General features: G+C 47.4%; 15 protein-coding genes and 2 tRNA genes. 5 read left to right on the top strand and 12 right to left on the bottom strand.

Annotated features, from left to right (window positions below):
• Positions 1 to 201: 201 nt before the first annotated feature.
• Entirely contained in the window at positions 202 to 1572 is a 1371-nt protein-coding gene (locus NC796_RS05850) for a VCBS repeat-containing protein (RefSeq protein ID WP_310682939.1), read from the bottom strand.
• A 537-nt stretch (positions 1573 to 2109) separates the two neighbouring features.
• Between NC796_RS05850 and NC796_RS05845 the strand changes: the two genes are divergently transcribed.
• Positions 2110 to 3882: a DUF885 domain-containing protein gene (locus tag NC796_RS05845; RefSeq protein ID WP_310682937.1), complete on the top strand. Its 1773-nt coding sequence runs from the start codon at positions 2110 to 2112 to the stop codon at positions 3880 to 3882.
• Between the two features lie 6 nt (positions 3883 to 3888).
• On the opposite strand, the gene NC796_RS05840 is transcribed toward NC796_RS05845, so the two are convergent.
• Genes NC796_RS05840 through NC796_RS05810 form a run of 7 tightly spaced genes read right to left on the bottom strand, consistent with a single transcriptional unit; the run spans position 3889 to position 10421 of the window.
• Positions 3889 to 5229 (bottom strand): TRAP transporter large permease, encoded by a 1341-nt coding sequence (locus tag NC796_RS05840; RefSeq protein ID WP_310682935.1) that lies wholly within the window; start codon positions 5227 to 5229, stop codon positions 3889 to 3891.
• Positions 5230 to 5244: 15 nt separating this feature from the next.
• Entirely contained in the window at positions 5245 to 5715 is a 471-nt protein-coding gene (locus NC796_RS05835) for a TRAP transporter small permease (RefSeq protein ID WP_310682933.1), read from the bottom strand.
• The gene (locus NC796_RS05830; protein WP_310682932.1) at positions 5712 to 6767 is read right to left on the bottom strand and encodes a TRAP transporter substrate-binding protein; all 1056 of its coding nucleotides are present in this window, start codon (positions 6765 to 6767) and stop codon (positions 5712 to 5714) included. Before NC796_RS05830 ends, NC796_RS05835 begins: the two co-directional genes overlap by 4 nt.
• Positions 6768 to 6792: 25 nt before the next feature.
• Positions 6793 to 7803 carry an AraD1 family protein gene (gene araD1, locus NC796_RS05825; protein ID WP_310682931.1) on the bottom strand — a complete coding sequence of 337 codons (1011 nt, stop codon included), beginning with the start codon at positions 7801 to 7803 and terminating at the stop codon, positions 6793 to 6795.
• A gap of 32 nt (positions 7804 to 7835) precedes the next feature.
• Complete coding sequence (locus NC796_RS05820) at positions 7836 to 8639, bottom strand: glucose 1-dehydrogenase (protein ID WP_310682930.1); 804 nt, start codon at positions 8637 to 8639, stop codon at positions 7836 to 7838.
• 9 nt (positions 8640 to 8648) lie between these two features.
• Positions 8649 to 9821, bottom strand: a complete 1173-nt coding sequence (locus NC796_RS05815; RefSeq protein WP_310682929.1) for an enolase C-terminal domain-like protein — start codon at positions 9819 to 9821, stop codon at positions 8649 to 8651.
• A gap of 15 nt (positions 9822 to 9836) precedes the next feature.
• On the bottom strand, positions 9837 to 10421 hold the full coding sequence (locus NC796_RS05810) for an XRE family transcriptional regulator (RefSeq protein WP_310682928.1): 585 nt from the start codon (positions 10419 to 10421) through the stop codon (positions 9837 to 9839).
• Positions 10422 to 10668: 247 nt separating this feature from the next.
• Between NC796_RS05810 and NC796_RS05805 the strand changes: the two genes are divergently transcribed.
• Together NC796_RS05805 and NC796_RS05800 are read left to right on the top strand one after the other, a co-directional pair.
• Positions 10669 to 11205, top strand: a complete 537-nt coding sequence (locus NC796_RS05805) for a hypothetical protein (protein WP_310682927.1) — start codon at positions 10669 to 10671, stop codon at positions 11203 to 11205.
• Between the two features lie 21 nt (positions 11206 to 11226).
• Complete coding sequence (locus NC796_RS05800; RefSeq protein ID WP_310682926.1) at positions 11227 to 12993, top strand: TIM-barrel domain-containing protein; 1767 nt, start codon at positions 11227 to 11229, stop codon at positions 12991 to 12993.
• Between the two features lie 39 nt (positions 12994 to 13032).
• Here NC796_RS05800 and NC796_RS05795 read toward each other — a convergent pair whose 3' ends face one another.
• Together NC796_RS05795 and NC796_RS05790 are read right to left on the bottom strand one after the other, a co-directional pair.
• On the bottom strand, positions 13033 to 13953 hold the full coding sequence (locus tag NC796_RS05795; protein WP_310682925.1) for an AraC family transcriptional regulator: 921 nt from the start codon (positions 13951 to 13953) through the stop codon (positions 13033 to 13035).
• 110 nt (positions 13954 to 14063) lie between these two features.
• Positions 14064 to 17768, bottom strand: a complete 3705-nt coding sequence (locus NC796_RS05790; protein ID WP_310682923.1) for an FG-GAP-like repeat-containing protein — start codon at positions 17766 to 17768, stop codon at positions 14064 to 14066.
• Positions 17769 to 17998: 230 nt separating this feature from the next.
• Here NC796_RS05790 and NC796_RS05785 point away from each other — a divergent pair, with 230 nt between their 5' ends.
• Complete coding sequence (locus NC796_RS05785; protein WP_310682921.1) at positions 17999 to 20746, top strand: DUF5695 domain-containing protein; 2748 nt, start codon at positions 17999 to 18001, stop codon at positions 20744 to 20746.
• A 133-nt stretch (positions 20747 to 20879) separates the two neighbouring features.
• Here NC796_RS05785 and NC796_RS05780 read toward each other — a convergent pair.
• Positions 20880 to 20952: transfer RNA gene (locus NC796_RS05780), tRNA-Glu, on the bottom strand.
• Between the two features lie 68 nt (positions 20953 to 21020).
• Positions 21021 to 21097, bottom strand: a tRNA-His gene (locus NC796_RS05775).
• Positions 21098 to 21665: 568 nt separating this feature from the next.
• Between NC796_RS05775 and NC796_RS05770 the strand changes: the two genes are divergently transcribed.
• Positions 21666 to 22043, top strand: coding sequence for a hypothetical protein (locus tag NC796_RS05770; RefSeq protein ID WP_310682919.1), 378 nt, complete (start codon positions 21666 to 21668; stop codon positions 22041 to 22043).
• Positions 22044 to 22090: the final 47 nt, after the last annotated feature.

Genomic DNA, 22090 nt, shown 5'->3' with positions numbered 1-22090 from the left:
CTGAGGCCGATATTTCGGCCTAAAACGAAAAATGCAAGGTGCATTTATGGATTATTTTGCCGGTTTTTACCTATTTGTACCCGCAAAATTAAACACGACCCAAATCGGCAGGTAATTCAAAGGCCTCTTTTAGTAATTCTTTTATAGAACTAACGTTAATTAGGTTAAGGATAAGGGTTCTGTCACCGCTAAATGATACCTCTATTCTAAAGTTCCAGCAATGTTTTCCAGCAAAAGGAAATGCGGTCCTTGGAACCACCTGTCTTGGATTCGGTCGACAACCCTGATAGGTCCCTTTGAAAAGTTGGCCAGAACAATGTCATCATATCCATCACTGTTCCAGTCGGCTACATCCATCGCAATCCAGCGTCCGGTGTTGGCGGCAGGTGGGTGATAGGGAGTGAAATCAAGGATGCTATCCCCTTTGAAGAAAACGAATCCTTCTTCCGGCTTCTCTTGGTAATTCGCAAAGAAAGAAATGACAGCGATATCAAGGTTTCCATTCTTGTCAAAATCCTTCGCTATAGCATCGTATGCCCCGTTTATGGGATAAAACCACTTTTGGGTAAAATTACCTTGTCCATCATTCAGGTAAATATAAACTCCGTGATAAGGTTTAAATGTGATCGAATAGTCGGCGTTATCCCCACTGGTGTAAAGGATATCCAGGTGCCCGTCTCCGTTAAAGTCGACCAGTTTAAAGGAGCTGGAACCGGCTGTAATTGGAAACTGGAGCAGCCGTTCTCGCTCAAATTCACTTTCACCAAGGTTTTTAAAGAGGTAGATCGATTGGTCCAGCTGCGTGCAAAGTGCCAGTATATCAGGGAAACCGTTGCCCGTATAGTCCATAATTTTCGACTCAATACAGCCCGAGCTGTTAATCAGCAGATTCATTTGTGGGCTGTCTCCCCATGCATCGCTCAGCCAGAATAGCTTTCCGGTCCGGTGGGCAAACTCATTAACAAGCAGGTCATCACTGCCATCCAGGTCAAAATCCGCGATTTGAGTTTCCACAGGTCGAGCAAGATCTTCTTGCAACATCTTACCGGCACCACCCTGTTCTACTTCCGGTTCATACCAAACCTCTTGGATAAAACCTGATTTAGCATCTGAAGGATTAACATCGCCAATATACGTTGTCAATAGTTCACGCCTGCCCGCTGTTTGCCCGTCATTTTTAAACCGGATATCCGAGATGGCAGAACTAAGCTGATAGCGGTCTTTAAAAGCAAGGTTTTGATCAAAAACGTAAAACATGGAATTGCTGGCATCACTCAGGTATATCAACTGGTTGCCCGGATCAAAACGGATGCTGGATACCATCGGCGGTGTTTGTTCACGGAAATTGGGCGTCCTTGCCCTGAAAAAGAGCGAATCTTCTGTGATTGGTGGATGATCCTGTTTTGTTTCCAACTGTTCCGGGGCAGAAGCAAGGTAGTAGTCGGTGATATATTGCCATTCATCTTGGCTGATCTGCGGTTCGGCTGGATAATAATTTTCCGGCAGGTTGGGCGTGCGTTCAACCGGGTATTTATCGCCATTGTGCTCAATGATGCCCAGTTGAGGTCCCATGTGAGGGAGGGTTTGTTCCTGCCAGACTCCTTTGGGAAGGAGGCCAGGGGCGGGGTAAGAATGACAACTTTGGCAGTGAACATCAGCAAGTTTTTTGCCTTTGGCTATATTTTGTGGAGGAATTGCTGCACTCTCTGTTATTGGATCTGTCTCAGGTTTCGATGAGTTATTGGCTGAATCTGGCAACAAATAAACGACAACGAATGCAATTCCCAGGAAGAGGAAGATGTATAGTGTTGTTTTCCAGTTCAGACTCAAAATAATAGCCTCAAATTTGAGATAATCTGTTACCCGTCATTTTATTAGTCCAGTTCGTAAAATGATTTTGGTTATACTACTGGGAACCCCGGAGTTTAACATTGTTGGTTTGATTAATATAGTATCTTATTTAGCTAATTCTACAATATTTTGGCCATTCTACAGCACCACTCTCAAAATAATTGAAGAATTATCTACAAATATTGAACACAAATTTGGTATCTATTGTGCCGAAAAAGTGTTGAATTTGTTCACCTAACAATGCTAAAAAAATTGGTGATGATGAATCCCTTACTGACTAAATATGCATGTACCCTGCTAAACGTTCTAATTTTTGTATTCTGTTGTACTACCATCCATGCACAGGATGCAAAGACCCGGTTATATGATCTCTACGATGAAGTAGAGGAGTATGAGGATTCGCTTCGGTCAGCAGGGGAGGAGACAGCGTTCTCAACGTTTTCAATAGCAGAAAGAGAAGAACAGGATCAATACTGGAAGGAGAAGCTGGAGCGACTTTCAGAGATCGATCGCGGAGCGCTGGAATGGGGCGACCGAGTTAGCTACGACCTGTTTGAACGCGATTTGCTGAGGGAGATCCAGGATCATGAATTTGCGGATTACCTGGTGCCGATAAACCACGAGGGAGGATTCCATACGCGGATCGTAGGGAGAGCCAACTCCGCGGATCCTGAATCTGTGGAAGAGTACGAGAAATATATTGCACGCCTCAAATCGGTGCCGAAGTATTTTGAAGGCAATATGGAGCTTATGCGCAAGGGGCTGGCCACAGGACAAACACTTCCCCAAAAAGTGTTGACGGATGATTACAAGGTGATGATGACCTCTCAAATTGTTGATGATCCTACACAAAGTGACTTTTACAAACCTTTTCAGGAGTTTCCAACATCGATTTCCCAGGATGAACGGCAGCGGTTAAGGAAAGAGGGATGGGTTGCGATTCAAGAAGCGGTGGTTCCGGCCTACCAGGACTTCCTGGATTTTATGGAAGAGGAGTATATGCCCGGCGCGCGTGAAAGTATAGCCATCACTGACCTGCCTGGAGGAGAAAAGTATTATAATTTCTTGGTTCAGTACTACACTACGCTCGATTTATCACCGAGAGAGATCCATCAGATCGGCCTTGAGGAAGTGAAACGTATCCGTTCTGAGATGGAAGCTATCATAAAAGACGTTGAGTTTGAGGGTACGTTCGATGAGTTTTTGCAGTTCCTGCGTACCGATCCCCAATTTTATGTTGAAGAGCCTGAACAGCTGTTGAAGGAGGCTACGTATATCGCCAAGCGCATGGATGGTCAGCTGCCCCGGCTTTTCAATATGATGCCCAGGAAACCATATGGTGTTGAACCTGTACCAGCACATCTTGCACCGCGCTATACCGGGGGTCGTTATTCGCCCGCTGATGGTGAGACCGATGCCGGAAACTACTGGGTTAACACGTATGATCTGGACAGCCGCCCCCTCTATACGCTTGAAGCACTCACGTTTCACGAAGCCGTTCCGGGGCATCACCTGCAGATAGCGTTGGCGAAGGAGCTGGATCTCCCGGAAATTCGCAGGGAGGCTGGTGTTACCGCATTTGTCGAGGGATGGGCGCTGTATTCTGAGCGGTTGGGCCTGGAAGCCGGGTTTTACCAGGATCCGTACAGCAATTTTGGCCGGTTAACCTATGAGATGTGGAGGGCCTGCCGGCTGGTGGTTGATACTGGAATGCATGCCCTTGGATGGAGTCGGGAGCGAGCTGTTCAATTTATGACGGAGAATACCGCGCTCTCTCACCACGAAATAAATACCGAGATTAATCGCTACATTGCCGTTCCGGGCCAGGCATTGGCGTACAAGATAGGGGAGCTGAAAATCCGTGAATTGAGAGAAAAGGCGGAGCAGGAATTAGGAGATAATTTTGATGTTCGTAAGTTCCATGATGCGGTATTGCTGAATGGTCCGGTACCTTTGACAGCTCTGGAGCAAAATATTGAAGATTACATCGAGAAGACGAAAACTGAAGCTGAAAAGGAGGATGAGACATAAAAATAGTTATCCCATAAAAGAAGGCAGATAGGTTGTGATGGCCGGGATAAACGTGATCATCAGCTGTACGATGAGCATGATCCCCAGAAAGCGAAGTACATAGGGCGTCATCGCCAGTATATCCGTCTTTCCAACGGCACTGGCCACAAAGAGAGTCGATCCCACAGGTGGAGTCACCAACCCGATAATCAGGTTTGCCACGACCATCACGCCAAAATGGATCGCCGCCAGTCCCTCTGCCATGCCAATTGCTTCACTGATCGGCAGCACCACGGGGACGACAATCAGCAGTGCGGGGGCGATATCGATGAACATTCCCACCATCAGCAGGGAAATATTCAACACCAGCAGGATAATCACTTTTTTAAGAATAGCCAACGTTTCAGGGGAGAGGCTGGTCCCAAGAATGCCGGTAACGGATTCACTAAAAGAAACCAGGTTGGAGGTCAAAACAGCTGGCACATTACCGATACTCAGCGTCCAAGCAAACAGGCTTGCACAGGCAATAAGGAAACTTAGCGCCGCCGTTAACTTTGCTGAGGAGAGAAGAATTTTCGGCAGGTCTTTGAGCTTTAGCTTTTTGTAAACAAATAAGCCGATAAAGGCAGCATAAATTACGGCAACGGCCGAAGCTTCAGTAGCGGTGAAGATCCCCAGGATGATGCCTCCAAAAATGATAACGCCTAAAAACAGGGTGAAAAAAGATTCGTACAGGCTTTTTCCAATTTCTGAAAGAGAACTTTTCTGTTCCTTTATGATCTCTCGTTTGCGGGAGTAGTTCCAGCTGACAAGGATAAGTCCCAACCCTACCACGAGACCCGGAATTACGCCACCAACAAAGAGCTTTTCGATTGAGACATTGGCCACCGTCCCATAAATGACGAGTACGATACTAGGGGGGATCAGGGCTCCGGTAGTCCCCGAACATGCGGCAAGGGCCGTAGAAAATGTACGTTTGAATCCCTGTTTCTCCATGGCAGGAATCATAACGCCTCCTACTGCAGCACAAGTGGCAGCAGATGCTCCCGAAACCGCACCAAATAGTTGAGAAGAGATCGTCGTAACCGCCGGAAGACCGTTTTTATGATGCCCGACCATCGATTTAACAAATTGTACCAGCCGCTTGGACAGTCCGCCGTAGCTCATAATTTCCCCGGCTAAGATAAAAAAGGGAACAGCCAGGAAGGTGTAAAAGGAGGCCAGGGAGCGGGCAGTTTCCAGGCCGACCATGATTGGATTGACACCGGCATACAAGAGGGCAACCAGAGACGAAATAAGCATGCAGAATGCGATCGGCACATTCAGGATGAGCAAAATAAAAAAGCAGACGAGTAAGATAATGGTCATAATGTCTCCAAATCCCTATCTGGATCGTTTAATATCACTGATAAACTGCTCTACGCTGTAGATTAGCATAAACACACATCCCAGTGGACACGCCCCATATACAAAAGATCTGCTTATTTCGGTGGCTGGCAGAATCCAGGAGTGAATTTGAATGGCCACCAGTCCACTGTAATATCCGAGGATGAGAATTGCTATAATATTGATGATATGCCGCGAAAAAAGGTAGACCTTCAAGGATCTTCCACTCAATTTGTGAACCAGGTATTTAAACTCATAGTGTTCATTTTCACGCGTTGATACTGCCGCTCCCAAAAAGGTCAACCAGACCATGAGCACCAGTGCCACCTCATCTCCCCAGTAGATGGAAGAGTTCAGTACAAAACGGAAAAAGACATTGATGGCAACAAGCAGCGACATACTTCCCAGGATAAGGATCAGTGTCCAGTCAAGTGTTTTGTCGATAGCTTTTTTTACTGTGCCGTTCATTGGGTCATAAATTGTTGGTTCTGTGCTTTGATCTGCTGGTAAAGCTGCCGGGAAAAGTCGGGCTGCGTATTGAGGAAATCTCCTGCAATGTTACTCACGCGATCCAGGAATACCTGTTTGTCTGTAACCCGGTTAACAGTTACACCCTGTTTCTTAATCTCTTCGAGAGCGTTTTGTGTGGCCTCTTCCCAAATGCTGTTAAACTCCGGTACGATCTGCTGGGAAACCTGGATAATCCGGTCCCGGTATTTCTGCTGCAGGGAATCGAGCCACTCTTTGTTAGCGATTAAGACATGCTGATCGGTAGTGTGCTCGGTAAAGGTAAAACAGTTGATACCCGCCTCGTAAAAACGGCTGGCTACAAATACGTTGATACTGTTTTCAGCCCCATCGACTACCCCGGTGCGGATCGACTGGTAAAGTTCCGAAAAGGGGATGGGAGTCGCACTGGGCCCTATGGCATTAATACCACTGATCATGATCGGGCTCTCCATGACCCGTATTTTGTATCCATTGAATTCATCCGGAGTATCGGCGCATTGCCCGGCCCGGTAAAACATATTTCGGAACCCGGCGGAGAAAAAGCTGAGTCCTTGTAATCCGTGCTCCTGGAGCTTGTGGAGCATTTTCTGGCCAATATCACCATACAATACCTGCTTGAGATGCAGTTCATTGACAAAGAGGTAGGGGAGATTCAGCACAGCGTAAGACGGCTCAACGGTGGTAACGACCGAGGTGTTGATCTGCACTACATCAATGACATCAAAATAGGTGGCTTCCAGGATTTGTCGTTCTGAGCCGATCTTCCCCTGGTCAAAAAACTCCACCTTTATTTCGCCTGCTTCAATGCCGTGTTCTGGTGAAGCTTCCTCAAGCGCGTTTTTAAAGAGATTGGCCGGCTCCCACAGCCGGGTGGAGGGACTCATGCCCGATGCCAGCCGAACAAGCAGTTTGGGATTTGACCTGTCCTTGCTGGAAGATCGCTCACTAACACAACCCGTCCCCACAAATACCAGGAGAAAAAGTAAATGGAGGACGGCTTGCTTAACCATAATTCTACATAAGGGTTGGGATTTCTCAAGTCACCTGTTCGGCTGTTACGAGGGTCTCACTCCGCGACTCAATATGGATCGGATTGTGAAGCGATCTGCCAAAACCTTCAAACGATACAGACATGATATCTCCGTCTTCAAGCAGTATGTTCTCTCCGAAGCTGAATGCGTCGGCCCCAAAAAAGTGGATATGTACCATCCCCGGGATACGATGCTGATCATACTTGAAATGGTGATACTCCAGGTTCTGCAGGGAGTGAGACATATTTTGCTCACCCGATTTGATCTCTTTGGCCCAGATCTGCTCATTATCCCGCTCAATAGAAACGGTGCCGGGAATGTCCTGGAAATCATGGTCAATCACCAGTTCTGGACCTATCGCGGGAGACCGCAATTTGGAGGGAGCCAGGTAGAGGTAGTTTTTCTTTTCCATCACGTGATCAGAAAATTCGTTGGCAATGGAAAAACCAATGCGGTATGGTTTCCCATCATCCCCAATCAAATATATTCCGGCAACTTCCGGTTCTTCGCCGCCGTCATTGGCATATGCTGGCACGTGTAGTGGATCGCCATGTCCACGGAGTGCGGTTCCGTTGCCTTTAAAAAACCACTCCGGCTGCACGCCAATCTGCCCGGGTTCAGGTTTCCCGCCTTCTTCTCCCCATAGGTAGACCTCCATGCTGTCGGTTACCTTCTCATTTTCAGACAGTTTTTCATGCATTTTCTGCCTGTTTTCTGCGCTGGCTTTGTGGGTGAGTCCTGTGCCTGAAAGCATGCAGGCTAGTGGACTTGAGGGGTGATCAAAGGCAGGTAGAATTTTCCATTGATCCATCCCGGCATAAATTGAATCGTAATCAAGCTTCACGTTTGATGCCTGTTCCCTGATAAAGTCCGAGGCAGAATGATTCTTATTAATGATCTCCTCAAACAGCGAATAACAGCTCTTAAACTTTTCATGAACCAGTGTTAACGAAGGTTCATCGACAACAGCTATTCGCCTTCCCTTTTCAGGGTGATGTAACTGGATTAATCGCATATTTCCTGGTATTCCTTTTTAAAAATCGTTGCTTATGTTATTGTCCATCCCCCGTCGATCGAAAAGCCGGCACCGGTAACATAGCTGCAGGCCGGACTCGAAAGATATAGTGCCAATCCCCCGATCTCATGGAGCTCGCCCCAGCGTCCCATGGGAATGTTGGATATAAATGCTTCATACTTCTCAGGATCGTTGGTCAGCGGCAGGTTCATCTCGGTGGCAAAGGGTCCGGGCAGCATGGCGTTAACCGTTATATTTTCTTTGGCCAATTCCAGTGCCAGCGAACGCGTTAACTGCATGACGGCCCCTTTGCTGGTGGCGTATGGCGTCCTGTTCGGGATCGCCACCAAAGAGAGCATCGACCCGATATTTACAATCCGCCCGTATCCATGCTCTTTCATGATGGGGACCACTTCTTTACAGGTCAGCCATGATCCGGTCACATTGACGTCCATTACCTTCTCAAACTCTTCTCGCGAAAGTTCCTCGATTGATCCCCGAATGTTAATGCCCGCAGAATTGACCAGGATGTCAATCTTGCCAAATTGTTCAACAGTCGCCTCAATCAGTCCGCTTACTTCGCTGCTTTCTGTCACATCACATCCATACGAAAATGCTTCCACCTCATACTCGGATTGAATCAGGTCTTCTGACTCTTTATTCCGCTCTTCACTTCTTGCAGCGATTGTAATATCAGCTCCCGCTTCAGCCAGTGCTTTGGCAATTTCAAGTCCCAATCCCCGATTACCACCCACAATCAATGCTGATTGACCGTCGAGCTTAAATTGTTCCAGGATGCTTTTTGGCATAGTCTCAGATTTCTTGTTTCGTGACATTGTAAATACCTATTTGATTACTTCAAAATTATCTAATTCGGTTTCTTTTTTGAGTGTTAATCCCACGCCTGCGGTGTTGTCGTCTAACTGCAGATGTCCGTTTTCAGCCACCGCTTCCCCGTCAAAGATATACCAAAAAAGCTCATTACCGACTTCTATTTCAGTTTTGGGAAAGTATTCGGCCATGGGTGATGCAAACGAACTCATAACAACATGTAAATTATGCATCTGGCCACCATGGGGGATGACTTCTACACCGTGGGTCTCCGCCAGGCTGCAAATTTTTTGGGCTTCCGTAAATCCGCCAACCCTGTTGGTATCAAATTGAAAAATATCCAGTGCATCGGCCTGCAGAAGTTCATGAAAGCCATAGCGCGAAAACTCGTGTTCGCCACCCGAGATCGGGATATCCGTGGACGACCTTAATTTTGCGAAGTTGTGTATCTCGTCCGGTATCAGGAGCTCTTCTACCCATCGAAGATTGTATGGCTCCAATTCTTTTAGAAATCGTTTGGCATAGGTAAGTTTGAATCCCATATAGGCTTCGAGCATAATATCCACATCATCCCCCACCGTTTCCCTGACCACACGGACCATCTCCACGTTTTTTCGGAGGCCTTTAAGTCCATCCCGCATCGGGTATCCGCACCGAAGTTTCATCCCTTTAAAGCCCTGTTTCTTGTAGGTATAAGCCTCTTTTTCCAGCTTTTCGAGGTCCCGTGTGTAGAGCCTGCTGTAATAAGCGGGGATCTGGTCTTTTGTTCTGCCGCCCATCAGCATAAAAACAGGTTGCCCCGTTACTTTACCTTTAATGTCCCATAGTGCGATATCGATTGCACTTATGGCAGCAAGGACGGATCCTTTCCGACCATAGGCAATGGTTGAACGATACATCTTTTCAAAAAGGTAGTCAGTATTCAGCGGATTTTCACCCTCCAGCAGGGGAGTAAGTTTGTTATCCACCACCTGTTTGGTGATATCCGGACTCAACCCCGCATTGCCCAATCCCACCACGCCATCATTGGTGGTGATCCTGACGACAAGCCAGCTGAAAAAACGAAACGGGGCCTGGGCATCTTCCTGGAAGGGGAGAATACTCAATGGTGTCGCAAAAATGGTGTCGTCAGTTTTGACCGGACCAGTCCACTTGTACAGAAGTGCTTCAACAGATTTAATTTTCATACTAAATACTTAGGATTAAACGAAGATGTCGATATATACCACTTCCTGGGATGCAGGCATCATGCCGTGAGGTTCAAGTGAACTGAAATAAAGGCTGTCACCTTCCTTCAATTCGTAAATAGTGTCACCCACTTTAAAGTTTAAAACGCCATTAATCACATAAATAAACTCCTCCCCGTCGTGAGTAAGTTTGTGTTCCTTTACTTCCCCCTCCTTAGCTGTAATCAAGAACGGCTGCATCTTTTTGTGGTGATACTTCGAAGCAAAAGGAAAGATGCTGTACCCTTTGTCGGTTCGTGTAATACTCTTTTTAACTTCGCTGGAAGGAATGAACTCTGCAGATAATACTTCCTCTGCTTCAAGTATATCTGATACCGAAACGCCGAGTGACGAGGCGATTTTGACCAGGGCCGCAATTGAGGGGATGGTCTTGTTGTTTTCAATTTTGGAGATCATGCTTTTCGAAAGATCAGCGCCATTAGCCAAATCCTGGATCGTCCTTTTCTGGAGAAGACGAAGAGCCTTTACCCGATTTCCAATTTTTTGCTCAAGATCTTTTTCTAAATCAATACCGTTGTCGGAGACAGAGTAGCTTTCCATTGTTCACTATTGTTCAACATTATCAGTATGCCAGTAAGATAATTACAAATATTAAGGCTTGTCAAATCAATATTATGATGGTTTTATGACTTGTTTCTGGTTAATATTGTTGAATATTATTCAACTCAATATGATTTTATAGGGACAAGTTGAAAGAAGAAGTAGGGATAGGGAAATAACTCTCCTGTATTTTGTGATTTCTGACTCAAATATTTCTAACAGCTGTGGTATATAAATTCATAACAATATGAAAAGCTACATTTCCAACACCACAAATTTGTATGCATTTTTCTTGCTGTCATTGTTTCTGCTATTTGATGGAAGCGCATTGAATGCACAACAAATCACCTCTCATAATCTGCCCGCCCAGCTGGATATCAGACCCGTAAGTGAGAACAGTATTCGGGTTACCCTGAAGCCGCTTTTTTTTGAGAGGGAATTCCCCGAAACACCGGTGCTGGCTGACCATGATTATCCTGATCCGGTACTCAGTATCACAAAGCTTAGTGAGACTGTCAGCGACCAAGTGGGGAGTTTGAGGGTGGAGGTATCGCCGGATCCGCTTACCGTGTCAGTTACAAATGCTGAAGGAGAAAAAATCCAGGATCTGGTTTTTCATGAAAACGGGGTAGTGAGGTTTGATCTGGATGACAGCCCGGTGCTTGGGATGGGAGAGGGTGGTCCCCGACCGCCGGAAGATGTCAACTGGCGGCTGCTCCCGATCGAGTTTGACCGCCGCGGCCGTCTGCACGAAATGCATCCGCGCTGGCAAAGCAATGCGTAAGGTTCCCGCAACCCGGTGGCGATGATGGTAGGCACCGGTGGATGGGGATTGTATATTCCTACGCCGTGGGGCCAGATAGACCTGCGTGATGCTGAGCACGGACTGTTTATTCCGCGCGATCGCACCACGCTCTCGAATACGCCACAGGATCGTGAAGGGCAGCATGCCAACCGCGGACAGGGCATTCCACCGCTCGACAGCATGATTCCGGGGCTCTACGATATTTTTGTGTTTGATGCCAGCCAGCCAACGCAGTTCATGAAGGATGTTTCGATGATCTCAGGCCGGGCCGTTATGCCGCCGAAGTGGGCACTGGGCTACATGCAGAGTCACCGCACATTAGAGGATGATAAGCAGCTTGTGGATATTGCAGAAACGTTTCGTAAAAAGGAGATACCGGTGGATGCGGTAATCTACCTGGGTACTGGGTTTACGCCCCAGGGATGGAATAAAGAGCAGCCCTCTTTTGAATATAATCCGGAAGTGTTCAAGCGAGATCCTGAGGAGGTTATCAAAGACCTCCATAATCATAATGTGAAGGTGGTTGTGCACATGGTGCCCTGGAATCGCGACAAGTTGCCAACCCTACATGGCTCTATTCCGCCCAAATCCGGGGAAAGTATTGACGCGGGACATATTAAGAATTATTGGCAACAGCATGTGGAGTTAGTCAACGACGGTATCGATGCTTTCTGGCCTGATGAAGGGGATTGGTTCAACCTGTTTGAGCGGGTTAAACGCCACCAGCTATACTACCAGGGCCCTCTTTCGACCACGCCCAACGAGCGGCCCTGGAGCCTGCACCGCAATGGACATCTTGGCGTAGCGCGATGGGGCGGCTGGATCTGGTCGGGCGACCCACAGTCAACCTGGAAGACGCTGGAAGGGCAGATTGCAGTGGGTATTAACCATTCGCTCAGCTTGTCTCCCTTCTGGGGTTCCGACATCGGTGGATTCTTTTCTACGGAGGAACTAACCGGTGAACTCTATGCCCGCTGGTTTCAGTTTGGTGCGTTTTGTCCATCCTTCCGGTCACATGGCCGTGCCTGGTGGACGCGCCTGCCCTGGGGATGGGGATTGGATGAGCTGGGACCAGATGAGGGCTTCCCGCCTGACACAACAGCATTGGGAGATCCCCGGATTGAACCAATTGCTAAAAAATATACAGAGCTCCGGTACCGGCTAATGCCGTACATTTACACACTCGCATGGCAGGCGCGCGATTCCGGTATGCCGATGATGCGGGCGATGTGGCTGCACTATCCGGATGACGAGTATGCCCGTGGGATTGGCGATCAATACCTGTGGGGGCGAAATATGCTGGTTGCACCCGTTTATGAGAAGGATGCTAAATTCCGGGAAGTCTACCTGCCAGAGGGACAGTGGTATGACTGGTGGACGAATGAGCAGCAAGACGGCGGGCAAACGGTGGCCCGAAAAGTAGATCTTGCCACGATGCCGCTTTATGTCCGGGCCGGTTCCATCATTCCAATGGATCCCCTGCGGCAATACACCAGCCAGCCCGTTGATGGACCGACGACGCTTCGGATTTATCCGGGAACCGATGGTGAGTTTGATCTTTACCAGGATGATGGGGGAACACTCGAGTACCTCGAAGGAGACTATAGTCTTACCCGGCTTGTGTGGGATAACAGTGCGCAGACATTGACGATATCGCAGGGTCAGGGGAATGAGATGACGAAGGAGTTTCGGATTATACTGGTGGGAACAGGCAAGGAGAGAACGGTTAATTATTCCGGGAAATTAGTAGAAGTTCGTTTTCAATAATGGGTAAATTGAAGTAACCGCGGTGCTTAAACGTTTCGGCTAATCTTCCAGGTGATTGTAGGTGGATCGCGATGGATCCTCTTTTGATAACTCAAACTTTTGGGAGTACTCCCTCGGGGTCAGCCCGGTATATTTTTTAAACTGTCGGTTGAAATGGGAGATATTGTTATACCCACATTCATACCCGATGCTTGAAATATTAAGATTTGTTTTCCGAAGCATTTTACAAGCCTGGGAGATACGCACTTCGTTCAAGAATTCAGAGAAGGTCTTGCGGGTACGCTGCTTGAAGAATTTGCAAAATGCAGCTTTGCTGTAATGAGCTATATCCGCAATAGTTTCCAGCTCAATATCTTCCTTGTAATTTTCAAGTATGTAGTTAATCACATTATTCACCCTTTCACTTTCTTTATCTGAGGGTGGATGCAGGCGGCTGTTTTGAGCCAGATATTCGTAGTCATCGGCTTCAGATAGCTTGTTGAGAATCCTTAGTATTTCGACGAATTTATCAAATCCACTCTTATTGATAAGGCCAGACAACCTTGGCTCGATGGTTTCAGAGGTTTTGGATGAAAAGTGTAATCCTCTGCTGGCACGTTTCAACAGGTAACGGATGGTAGACATCTCGGAGAGGTCAAAGAACTTTTCACCAAGTGAACGGTCATCGAAGAAGATAGAAATGGAGCGCGATTTTTTAGGGCAATCATCTTTAAAATATTCCGGATCACTCTTAAACAGGTGGTTTTGGTTGGATCCAACAAGGAAGAGATCACCTGGTCCAAAGGAAGTGATGGAATCTTCTAAATAGAGATCCCCGGTACCTTCCAGGATCAGAATTAGCTGGAATTCCGGATGATGATGCAGCTGATCATAGAAATGCGGCAGATCATGATACTGCACAAAAAAGCCTTCCTTTCCTGTTTTAGGAAGCTTGAAGAATATAGATTGAGACCCAGCCATCGTATTTGATTAGTGTAAAAAAGTAATGCCTAATACCTATGTGTTATGATTAAATATATAGAAAAAAGCACATTTATTTTATTTGCACTGCTAAAACAACAACCACATTATCATCGTTTGTAGCTAATCTGGTAAACATTAGTATCTGAAGTAATCTGCACGATTTGAATACGCCCATCAAACCACTGGACCTCGATTGCGTCAACCTCATCATCATATCCCATTACCTGGGTTGCACTGTTTTGTGACCAATATCCCCCGCCGGCTTGGACTTCCCGACGGGGCCCCTTGTGACCATCGGAATAGATTAATCGTAGGCTTGACCCATAGGCTTTGGTATTGCCGGATGGACCCAGGAGACGAACCGTAATTCCTGTTTTACTTGTTTGATTGAGAAAGAGTTTGGTTTCTGCCGCATTTTGTGAAAGTGCAAAGTCCACCTTTCCGTCCGCATTAAAATCACTCAGGGCGGCACCCCGTTGATCTCCATACGCCCTAATACCGCTTATATGCCCCGGAATGCTATCGAAATTGCCGGTTCCATCACCTTTGAGCAGTAGACCGCGTCCACCATCCAATCGGGGGGTATTGGGTTTCACATCAAAAAAGTTTTGGCTTAAAAACAGGTCTTCATTGCCATCATTATCATAATCGGCGACACCTGCATAGAACGCGGCTGAGTACTGTGTCTCTGCCGACAGCGGTTTAGCAGAGAAATGATTCCCTTCGTAGATGAAGAGCGTATGAGCCAGTGTATTGATCTCACGTGATGGAACCTGTTCAGGATTCCGATTCAAAAGATCATTTACAGTGGCATTGGCAAAGGCCTTGTTACTGCTTATTCCGGATGCGAAAACCGTGGCAATCGATTGATATTCCTGCATCTGCCTTCTCGGGACATATCCCTGTTGGACAGGACTGTAATAGGATTCAATGATATCGACTCTTCCATCACGGTTAAAATCCTGGTAATACATTTTCAGTGGATGTTCCGAGGTAAGCTGGTATGGGCTGTTCAGTCCCTGGTTAGTGGCTACAATATCCATGCGGCCATCATTGTTGAAGTCGCCGGTTGCTACGCCGTTCCACCAACCCCTGTAGGAGGCAAGTCCAACTGATTCGGAAATATCTTGCAGATTACCGGCATCGTTTCTATAGAGTTTTAACGGTCCCCACTCCAAACTCAGCAGCAAGTCCTGGTCGCCATCTTGCTCAAAGTCGAAGAACAGGGCCCCTGTTACCATACCCAGCTCGTTCAATTTTCGTGAATTCTGTTGATCCAGTACGAATTGGCCATCTTCATTTTTAAAGAGCCTGGAAGTAGCATTCATCGGGTAATGGGCCGGTACAAAACGTCCCCCGACAAATAGATCGAGGTCTCCATCAGAGTCATAATCAGCCGAGGCGATCGGACCTGTTGTGGAAAAGATGCCGGGAATGTTCTGCACTGTGGTACCCCCCCCATTGCTGTACGTGTAGGCTAGGACGGAAGGCGTTTTGATATCTCCCGGTTCATAGTTGGCGTTCCCCAGTAGTAATTGGGTTCCTGCTTTAGTGCTTAATCCCAGGATCGCGGTTTGGTCACCCGGCGTTGTCTCGGTCAGTTCCCCGAGCGAACGATCAACAAATTGCCCATTGCCGCTGTTTTCAAAAAGGCCAAGCTGCCCATCCCGCCCGGATGTGATAAATAGGTCGTCATCTTGATCGCCGTCAAAGTCAATCCAGGATATTCCGGGTCCCAGTTGACTTAGTTTCTTTGGGAGCAGTGGTTGGATTCGAAAGTCGTCATATGGCGATTCATGGTGCCTGTGATCGATCCGGTCAGAAACATCCAGAAAAATTGGTTCCACCTGTTCTTTGGAAGTCATTTTTACCGCAGGATTCTCATGATTCTCTGGCTGGTGAATTTCATAAATCCTGTTAGTCCTTACGCTGTCAATACTCGTAACCTGACCATTTGGCCATGTTACTTTTAAAATATGGTTTGGATTGGCGGGATCGGCGGCAAAGGTAATTTGGGAAGCGGAGTGCGAGAGGTATTCGCCGCCAGAAGCTACTTCATCCATTTGTGGTGTTGGGCCACCCTGTAACTCAACTGTAGCTCCAATGGCCTGTGTGTTGGGCTCTCGACCGACCAGCCTGACGGCAATTCGGGGAGCTGAGTTCCTATTTTCATAAATTCCGACTTCCTCATTCAGCCGGTTCATTACCACGTCGAGATCTCCGTCGTGATCCAGATCGGCCACGGCCATTCCCTGGGAGATATCACTTCCGGTAAATCCCCAGCTTGAACTGGTGTCGCTAAATGTGGCATTCCCATTGTTATGAAATATTTTGTTGGGCAACCGGAGCGGCGGGAAAATGTGGATATCGTCACCTCGTTTTGCAGTACGCGCCATATCATTTCTCCACTCATCCTGGGCATCCAGGTCTTGCACATCGTAGGAATAACCGGTGGTGATGAGGAGATCTTCATACCCATCCAGGTCTACATCCAAAAAACGGGAAGCCCACGACCATCCCGAGGCATGCAGGCCGCTGAAATAGGAGGTTTCACTAAATGTATTATCTTCGCGATTCAGGTAAAATGAGTTCCGATTATACTGTGGCTGATCATTATACCGCCCGGGTATCGAGGAATAGGGATCGTCCGGGGTGTATTGGCGAAGTTGCCCCTCGTGCTCCTGGCTCAGCATCTCCGTCACAAAAAAATCCCAGGAACCATCCCGGTTGACGTCCGAAAAGTCTACCGCCATTGACGAGAAGCTAAGATTGCGCATCGCCAGCGGATCGATTTCCCTGAACACCCCGTCTCCCTGGTTCAGCCACAGTCGGTCTTTGGTCCAGAAATCATTGCAAACATAAAGATCGGGAAGCCCATCCCGGTTGATATCATGGAATCGTGCGGTGAGTCCCCAATCCCGTTCAAGTCCCTTGGGATTGCCTTCGGAATCCAAAAAACGCTGTTCAAGGTCGGTAATCTTCTCAAAGGTTCCGTCACCATTGTTCAAGTACAGCTCATCACGGTTGCCAATTTCCCTGCGTTCCGGCAAGCCCACCTTCTTGTAAATGATGCCATAATGTTCATCATAAGGTGGAAGAAGAGTGTATGTTTTATCTACATCCTGCTCGAATTTTTCCTTGACCGTCTTTTCCCATGTCAGTTCGGTGACATCAAAAAGATCGAGCACCGAACGCTCCTTGTAGTTTGTAATGTAGAGGTCCAGGTCGCCGTCGCTGTCGATATCGGCAAGTGCCAAGGTCTGTGCCCCCTTGCTTTGAGTGATACCGCTGTTTGGCTTCGGGGTGAAGTGGCCAGAGCCGTCGTTAATATAGAGCACGTTATCCTGGGTCATAGATGCCACAATCAGATCCTGGTCATTGTCACCGTCAACATCAGCAAATGCTACTCCGGTAGAAAAGAAATCCTCATGCGCCACGCCTGCGGAGTCAGTGATATCTGTAAATTCAAAGCCGCCGTTGTTTTTGTAGAGCTTGTTTGGCCCGTTTAGCTGAGCAAGGTAGATATCCGTCCACCCGTCCCCATCGACATCTGCCAGCGCCACGCCGGACCCATTCAGGTAGTGCCTGTTTCCCGTAATATCCTCATCCGTGAGATTATTCGTGAATTGGATATTGGTTTGCGACGATGACTTTTCTACAAAGCCGGCCCGTTGATCTGTTCCGGGTTCCAGCTCCGACCACCGGTATCCATCCTCTTGCTGCCAGTTTAACTGCTTACGGGGCGTCTGTGAACAGCCAATGAACAGCATACTGCAGAAGAGAAGTAAGAGGATTGTATACGGTTTTATCATACAGTGTTAATTACTGGAGATTCAGATGGCCTGATAATTGAAATTGTACGCATTCTTTAATCAAGGATTGTATAATAATCAGCAATTTTACTGTTAGAAATTAAATTCCAATTGTAGCTTATTCAAAACAATGTCGAGTAAAATGACAGGCTAACCAAACATATTTTACACCAACGATTTGTCGTCCCTTTGGGATTAGAATTTTCTTTTAACCCGCATAAACAAGCATCATGCTACGATTTTTTAAAATATCTGGTTGTTTTCTTTTAACACTGTGTTGTGCTTTAATCTGTTTCATTCCAGGTACGGAGGTTAATGCCCAACAGGGGCGGGAAGGTGAGAGTGATCCACCGGCATTGCGGCTGGATGAGGGGGTTATGGAATTGGAAACTCCTCAATTCAATTTCAGGCTGGTGCGGTCTTCACAGACGGTAGCAGGTCTGCAGCCCAAGGGCGCAGATGGGTTCGATTTTACCCCGAGTGGAGAACTGGAAAACCGGGATGAAAATGGTTTTTATCATCTTGGGGATTTGACTATGCGTTTGCGAATGGAAGGCTCAAAACAGTGGCAGGAGTATTCAACAGCCGAGGACAGGGAGCCGGTAAATTCTATTGATGTATCAGGTAACACGTTGGCAGCTGCAGATTTGGGGCCCACTTTTTCGTGGGATATGCCGCTGGATGTGACACGATACTGGGAGATAGATAACAGTAACCTCGTTCTTCGCTTTGAGCTGACCAATAACACCGACCAGACGATAGAGATCGGGGCGCTGGGCATGCCGATGGTGTTTAATAACATTTTGAGTGGCAAAGACCTGGATACGGCACATGCCGTTTGTTCTTTTTATGATCCCTACATCGGGCGGGATGCTGGTTATCTGCAGGTAACTCGGTTGAATGGCCATGGGCCGGCGCTGTTGGTCGTTCCGAACGGGAAAACACCATTTGAAGCATATAAACCTCTTAATGAAGATCGAACCCAGCGGGGCATCACGTTTGAGGGATTCTATGAGTGGATGGTGCATAGCAAAGCATTTGCGGAGGACGAGTGGAGCAGTGCTGAACCTTGGAATCCACCCAGCTCGGAAATCCTCGAACCGACCCAGAGCCGCAGTTACAGCGTTAAGTTTTTGCTTTCTGATTCCATCAGAAATATTGAGCAAACCCTTACAGATAATGATCGCCCGGTGGCGGTGGGACTCCCCGGCTACGTGTTGCCGATGGACCAGCAGGGACATCTTTACTTAAAACACAGTAGCGATGTTCAGTGGATCGATGTGGAACCGACCGGCTCGCTTGTTTTGAGTGAGCAGGGAACAACTCCAAACGGGTGGAAGGCCTATGCCGTGCGGGGTCGGGAATGGGGGCGAAGCCGTGTGACTGTTACTTATGAAGACGGGCTTAAGCAATCGATCAACTATAAAGTTATAAAACCTGAGACACAGGTAGTGGATGATCTCGGGCGATTTTTAACTACTGTTCAGTGGTATGACAATCCCGATGACCCCTTTAATCGCACGAATTCGGTAATCAGTTATGATTATGGAACCAGTGAAAAAGTTACGGAAGATAACCGGGCCTGGATAGCAGGTCTCAGTGACGAGGGCGGTGCCGGGGCATGGCTTGCTGCCATCATGAAACAGCTGGTACAGCCGGAGAAAGAAGAAATCGAAAAGCTGGAACAATTTGTGGATGACGTGGTGTGGGGTGGCCTTCAATACAGCGAGGGGGAACAAAAATTTGCTGTCCGAAAAAGCATGTTTTACTACGAACCGGAAGAGATGCCGGAGGGCACCTATAATTCGGATGTCCGCTATGGCGGTTGGTCCAGCTGGGACCGAGAAGAAGCACGTTCTGTGGGTCGGTCCTATAACTATCCGCATGTAGCCGCACTGCACTGGGTGATGTATCGCCTGGCACGCAATCACGAAGGGCTTGTAACCAATCACAGCTGGGATTGGTACCTTGAACGTGCCTACCAGACGGGAGAAGCGATGGTGGATCACGCTCCACATTATGCGCAATACGGGCAGATGGAGGGAACCGTCTTTTTGCTCATTCTGAAGGATATGCAGCGGGAAGGATGGACCGAGAAAGCCAAAGCGCTTGAATCCACAATGAGAGAACGTGCCGAGGTTTGGCGGTCGCTGGGCTTCCCATTCGGCAGCGAGATGCCCTGGGATTCCACCGGCCAGGAAGAGGTGTACGCCTGGTGTCGCTATTTCGGGTTTGACGCAAAAGCGCAGGTGACGCTGAATGCTATCCTTGGGTATATGCCGACCGTTCCTCACTGGGGTTACAACGGCAGTGCACGGCGGTACTGGGATTTCCTCTTTGCCGGGGATCTCTCACGCATAGAAAGACAGTTGCATCACTACGGGTCGGGACTCAATGCGATCCCCGTGTTAACAGAATTCCGTGATAACCCCGAGGATATGTACCTGCTGCGCGTTGGCTATGGCGGTGTGATGGGGGCAATTTCCAATATTACACAAGATGGTTTTGGGCCCGCCGGATTTCATGCCTATCCCTCCACGCTGCGCATTGATTACTATTCCGGGGACTATGGGCCCGGCTTTTTCGGTCATGCCGTAAATACAGGGACATATCTGGTTGAACACCCGAAATTCGGCTGGCATGCCTTTGGCGGGAATCTCCATAGCGATGGAGATTGGATAACAGTCAAACCGCTGGACTCCGCCCGTTCGCGAGTATACCTGGCGTCTGTTGGACTGTGGCTGACCCTGGATTCAGGTAAATTTGAAACGGTTTCGATCAATTCATCAAGTGGAGATGTCCAGGTTGAGCTGGCCTCGTCAACCGGCCATACTCCCGTGGCAAAACTTAATGTTGAACAACCCGCTGATCTGGATGGGGTCGGGAGTTACGATGTTGTGGGTGACTATGAGCGGGAGAGAGAGGCCTATTTTATTCCGCTTAAAGCGGTAAATACTGTAGTGGAATTATCCGATTAAAAAATCCTGTTTCCTAAAGAGTTATGACAGCTTTAATCCATCCTTTAGCGGTGGGATTTACCTTTCCAGGATTATGAATTAGAAGTTTTCTCAAATAAAAAAGCCCTTGCAGACAATGTTGCAAGGGCTCGTGTACCGCGTACGGGATTCGAACCCGTGCTACTGCCGTGAAAGGGCAGCGTCCTAAACCCCTAGACGAACGCGGCATTTGGTTATTAGTGGATTAGTTACGCCTTTCGACAAATAACTCTTAACCAATAACTAGTAACGAAGATGGGGAGCCCGATGGGATTCGAACCCACGGCCTCCAGGGCCACAACCTGGCGCTCTAACCAACTGAGCTACGAGCTCCATTTCCTTGGTGATTCAGATAAAAAAAGCTACTGCCAAACTTATTACTGAGCCACCATGAATTTCAGGGCACCAAAGATACGGAATATTATGAGAGTTTCAATAAAATATCAGCAAAAAAAGAACTTCGTAGCTGACCCATCTAAAACCCGTATAGACCGGAACAAGAGTCGATTTTTCCAGTTAACAATATTCAAGCCAAGATAGTTTTGGGGTGTTTTTTAGCCTGAACCTGGTAAGGCCAGCCTATAAATTACCAGTTATAAGTTTAATTAAATCAAATAGTTGAAAAGCAATTAAAGTGTAACAATTTATTGGCTGGTTTCTCTTGGCAATACAAGAGAATAAAAAAACTAAGCAGAAATGGGATGGAGAGGAGAGTCGTCATAGTGCGGGAAGAACCGCGCTTATTTATTTTTATTCAAGGAGAACGTGATATATACCCGGGTCAGGGTAGAGAGTGTAATATATCCCGCTCTATTACAGCTGATATTCCATTTCCCTCACCGCTAATCAGCGACTTTTCGGCACCTATTTTATAACAAAAAATAAAGTAAAGGAGAAACGTATGCGTAGAGAAACCGTCAATATCACAAGAGCTGTTGACCTGTTGGAAGCAAACCTTATGGACGTTGCGAGAGTTACAGAGTGGGCAAACTTAATGGGATATAAAAACCCAAAGAAATTTTCACGTCGATTTTTACGCCACTATACCGTCCGCCCTCAACCCGTGCTCGAGTACACACGATTAAAAAGTATTATCGATCAGCTCCGCAATACCAACAGGTCTAATTTCGACATAGCCAGAACCCATGGCATACCGGATGAAAAAGGACTTAATAAATTTACAAACTACCATTTGGATTCTTCGCCAACAGATTTAAAGAAAATGCCGGAGCAAAAAATTCGGGAGAAATTAGAAAGATTAGGTAGTAAAGTTCGGTAGTGTTAGTCAGCTGTTATTTTTCAAAGTTGTCAAAAGATTCGGTTCAT

This window comes from Aliifodinibius sp. S!AR15-10, from assembly GCF_031569985.1.
Taxonomy (GTDB): Bacteria; Bacteroidota; Rhodothermia; order Balneolales; family Balneolaceae; genus JAMQKA01.
The sequence above is the reverse complement of the archived record's forward strand: the minus strand, read 5'-3'. Positions and strand labels throughout refer to the sequence as shown.